The sequence below is a fragment of the Streptomyces sp. NPDC059456 genome (assembly GCF_042750055.1).
Lineage (GTDB): Bacteria > Actinomycetota > Actinomycetes > Streptomycetales > Streptomycetaceae > Streptomyces.
In genome coordinates, this window is record NZ_JBHYVA010000807.1 from 1 (window position 1) to 3,499 (window position 3,499).

Here is a 3,499-nt window from a genome sequence, read left to right on the forward strand (position 1 = left end):
CCCCCTCCCGGACCCCCTCCCGGGCTCCCGGGTGGCCGGCACCTGACCCCGGCGGGCCCACACCCGCCCACCGGGGCCGGCCCGGTGGGCCCGGCCGACGGTGCCGCGCTCCCCGTCCCGGCCCCGGAGCCCCCGGCCGGGCGGTCCGGCCCCGCCGTCGCCTGCGGCGCGGGTCCGGGCGCAGCCGGGCCGCCGCACGGGTCCGGGCGCAGCCAGGGGCGGGCGGGAACAGCCGGGCCGGAGGGGGCGTTGCACCCCGCGGAGCGACCGGCATCACACACCGAAGCCGGTGACCTCGACCGTACGGGCCGGTAACTTCGCTTGCGGTCCCGCAACGAGCCGCAACTCACCCCCTTTGGAGCCCCGATGCCCGAAGCCGTCATCGTTTCCACCGCCCGCTCCCCCATCGGGCGCGCCGGCAAGGGGTCCCTCAAGGACGTCCGCCCGGACGACCTGACCGCCACGATCATCCAGGCCGCCCTCGCCAAGGTCCCCGAGCTGGACCCGCGCCAGATCGACGACCTGATGCTCGGCTGCGGTCTCCCCGGCGGCGAGCAGGGCCACAACCTGGCCCGCATCGTGGCCGTGCAGATGGGCATGGACTACCTGCCCGGCACCACGATCACCCGTTACTGTTCCTCCTCGCTCCAGACCTCCCGCATGGCGCTGCACGCCATCAAGGCCGGCGAGGGCGACGTCTTCATCTCCGCGGGCGTCGAGACGGTCTCGCGGTTCGTCAAGGGCTCCTCGGACGGCCTGCCGGACACGCACAACCCGCTCTTCGCCGACGCGGAGGCCCGTACCGCCGCCGTCGCCCAGAGCGAGGGCAGCGACTGGCACGACCCGCGCGAGGACGGCCTGGTCCCGGACGCCTACATCTCGATGGGGCAGACCGCCGAGAACCTGGCCCGGCTCAAGGGCGTGACCCGCCAGGACATGGACGAGTTCGGCGTCCGCTCCCAGAACCTGGCCGAAGAGGCCATCAAGAACGGCTTCTGGGCCCGCGAGATCACCCCGGTCACCACCCCGGACGGCACGGTCGTCTCCACCGACGACGGCCCGCGCGCCGGGGTGACCCTGGAGGGCGTCCAGGGCCTCAAGCCCGTCTTCCGCCCCGACGGCCTGGTCACGGCCGGCAACTGCTGCCCGCTGAACGACGGCGCCGCCGCGCTGGTCATCATGAGCGACACGAAGGCGCGGGAGCTGGGCCTGACCCCGCTGGCCCGGATCGTCTCCACCGGCGTCACCGGCCTCTCCCCCGAGATCATGGGCCTGGGCCCGGTCGAGGCGTCGAAGCAGGCCCTGAAGCGCGCCGGTCTGACCGTCGGCGACATCGACCTGTTCGAGATCAACGAGGCCTTCGCGGCGCAGGTCATCCCGTCGTACCGGGACCTGGAGATCCCGCTGGAGAAGCTGAACGTCAACGGTGGCGCCATCGCCGTCGGTCACCCGTTCGGGATGACCGGCGCCCGCCTCACCGGCACGCTGATCAACAGCCTCCAGTTCCACGACAAGCAGTTCGGCCTGGAAACGATGTGCGTGGGCGGCGGCCAGGGCATGGCCATGGTCATCGAGCGCCTGAGCTGAGCCGGAGCGTAGGCGCCGCAAGGGATCCGCTTGATCCCTTGCGGCGTACTGACGCCGGTTCTAATCCCGTCGCGGCCGATCTGTGACCGAATCTCCCCCAGGATGTGACTTTCGTCCTGGGGGTTTGGCATTTCCGCAGGTCAGGGCAGGTTCACAGCGCCCTCGTGTGACCAAAGCCCTGTCCAATTCGTGACGTAATGCACTGCACGCCATTCCCAGGTCGGGACACTCTGATGTAGGAAGTCGGGGGATCGAATCAATCAGGAGTTAGTCAGTGAGCGCCATGTCTCTTGCCCTGCTGCTGACCACGGCCGCCGCCGCGGCCGTGGGCGCTGCTGCGCTGCACGCCGTACACGGCCTGCGCAAGCAGGTGACGGCCCTCCGCGGTGAGCTGGCTTCGCCCGGCCACACCCGCGGTGCGACCGTCCCGCACGCCCGCAGTGCCGTGCATTCCCCCGCTGCCGAGATACGAGCCGCCGTGGCCGAGGCCCTGGCCGAGGAGCGCGAGCGCGAGCTCGCCGAGGCGCGGGCCTTCTGGGCCGCGCAGGAGGCCCGGGACGCCGCCGACGCCCCCTCGCTGCTGGGCGGCCTGCCCGGGCTGGGCGAGGACGGGCCCGGTGTCTTCCTGCCCCGTCAGGCGGACCTGGTGGGTCTGGAGCCGCTGCTCGGCGACGAGGCCGCCGGGGGCACCTCCCTGCCGGAGGCCGGGGGAGACTACCCCGAGGATTCGGCCGAGCTGGCCGCCGCGCGCCGGCGCCACCCCTCGCACCCCGACTTCGTACCGGTCCAGGCCCCGGCCCCGGGCGCGGACCACGAGCGCACGGTTTCGCGCCTGGAGGAGCTGGCGGAGGCCCGTACGGCCCTCGCGGACGTCCGTCCGGGCCCGCTGGGCACGCTCGACGTGTACGTCTTCACCGACGGCACCACGCTGTGCATGACCCCGGGCCACCGGGAGACGGCGGAGCGCCTCGCCGAGGCGCTGCGTTCGGGCACCGCGCCGGTGCTGCTGGGCGGCTCGGGCATCTCGGGCGCCTACGCGCTGACCTTCTCCTGCGGCGACGCCCAGGACCCGGACAACAACGTCTACATCCTCGCGGACCGCGTCATCGCGTCGCTCTGACCTCTGCCTGCTCCACCAGCCGTACGGCCTCGTCCAGCACCTCGGACGGGGCCTTCGCGGTTTCCCGGGGGCCTTGGGCCGCCGCGTCGGCCGTGGCGCGCAGCGCTTCGGCGAGATCGGTTCCGGCCACGGCCACCTGGTCCCCGACGACGAAGACGCCCGCGTCGGGCATGTTCCGCGCCGGAGCCGCCCCCGCGCCCTGCTGCGCCGCCTCCAGCGCCTGGGCGCGTACGGAGAGTTCCCTGGCCAGCTCCAGCGCCCGGGCGGCGGCCCCCTGCTGGAGACGGCTCTGCGGCATGGCCCGCAGCCGGTCTGCGAAACGTTCCACGGCGGCGGTCAGCGGCGAAGTATCGAGCACCCGGCCGACCTTACGCGCCGTCCGGGCACCATTGCCAACGGGCGAACTCTCCGGCACGGTGGCGTGAAGAGAACAGCACAGCACGGCGATACCTCCGGAGGCGCCCATGTCCGTAGAGTTCTCCGAGCAGACCCACCGGAACATGATCGACAGAATCCCCCTGACCACCGGTCGTGAAGTGTCCGACTGGCTGCGCACCGTGGACGACGGCCCCTCCCTCGTCCGGTTCGAGGAGAAGGTCAGCTGGCTGCGCGGCGCGCACGAGCTCTCGTACGGCCAGGCCAAGGCGATCATCCACGAGTACGACCTGCGCAGGGCGGCCCGCAAGTTCGGCTGATCCCTCCCCGTCCCGGTCCCCCGACCCCGGCACCCCGTTCCCGTTCGCCCGTTCCCGATCCCTGTTCCCGATCCCTGTTCCCGACCCCCGTACCCCC

At 72.6% G+C, this 3,499-nt stretch carries 4 protein-coding genes; 3 read left to right on the top strand and 1 reads right to left on the bottom strand.

Annotated features, from left to right (window positions below):
* Positions 1-366: 366 nt before the first annotated feature.
* Both ACFXA3_RS38790 and ACFXA3_RS38795 read left to right on the top strand, forming a co-directional pair.
* Positions 367-1,587, top strand: a complete 1,221-nt coding sequence (locus tag ACFXA3_RS38790) for an acetyl-CoA C-acetyltransferase (protein WP_385195458.1) — start codon at positions 367-369, stop codon at positions 1,585-1,587.
* 283 nt (positions 1,588-1,870) lie between these two features.
* Positions 1,871-2,707, top strand: a complete 837-nt coding sequence (locus tag ACFXA3_RS38795; RefSeq protein ID WP_385195463.1) for a hypothetical protein — start codon at positions 1,871-1,873, stop codon at positions 2,705-2,707.
* Here the strand turns inward: ACFXA3_RS38795 and ACFXA3_RS38800 are convergent.
* Entirely contained in the window at positions 2,691-3,065 is a 375-nt protein-coding gene (locus ACFXA3_RS38800) for a hypothetical protein (RefSeq protein WP_385195461.1), read from the bottom strand. The genes ACFXA3_RS38795 and ACFXA3_RS38800 overlap by 17 nt on opposite strands.
* 106 nt (positions 3,066-3,171) lie before the next feature.
* Here ACFXA3_RS38800 and ACFXA3_RS38805 point away from each other — a divergent pair, with 106 nt between their 5' ends.
* Positions 3,172-3,402: a DUF4287 domain-containing protein gene (locus ACFXA3_RS38805; RefSeq protein WP_048479109.1), complete on the top strand. Its 231-nt coding sequence runs from the start codon at positions 3,172-3,174 to the stop codon at positions 3,400-3,402.
* The last annotated feature ends 97 nt before the right edge of the window (positions 3,403-3,499 follow it).

What these genes read in the sequence shown, in the direction of transcription:
- ACFXA3_RS38790 (WP_385195458.1), top strand. Translation starts at nt 367, where the DNA reads ATGCCCGAAGCCGTCATCGTTTCCACCGCCCGCTCCCCCATCGGGCGC.
- ACFXA3_RS38805 (WP_048479109.1), top strand. Translation starts at nt 3,172, where the DNA reads ATGTCCGTAGAGTTCTCCGAGCAGACCCACCGGAACATGATCGACAGA.
- ACFXA3_RS38795 (WP_385195463.1), top strand. Translation starts at nt 1,871, where the DNA reads ATGTCTCTTGCCCTGCTGCTGACCACGGCCGCCGCCGCGGCCGTGGGC.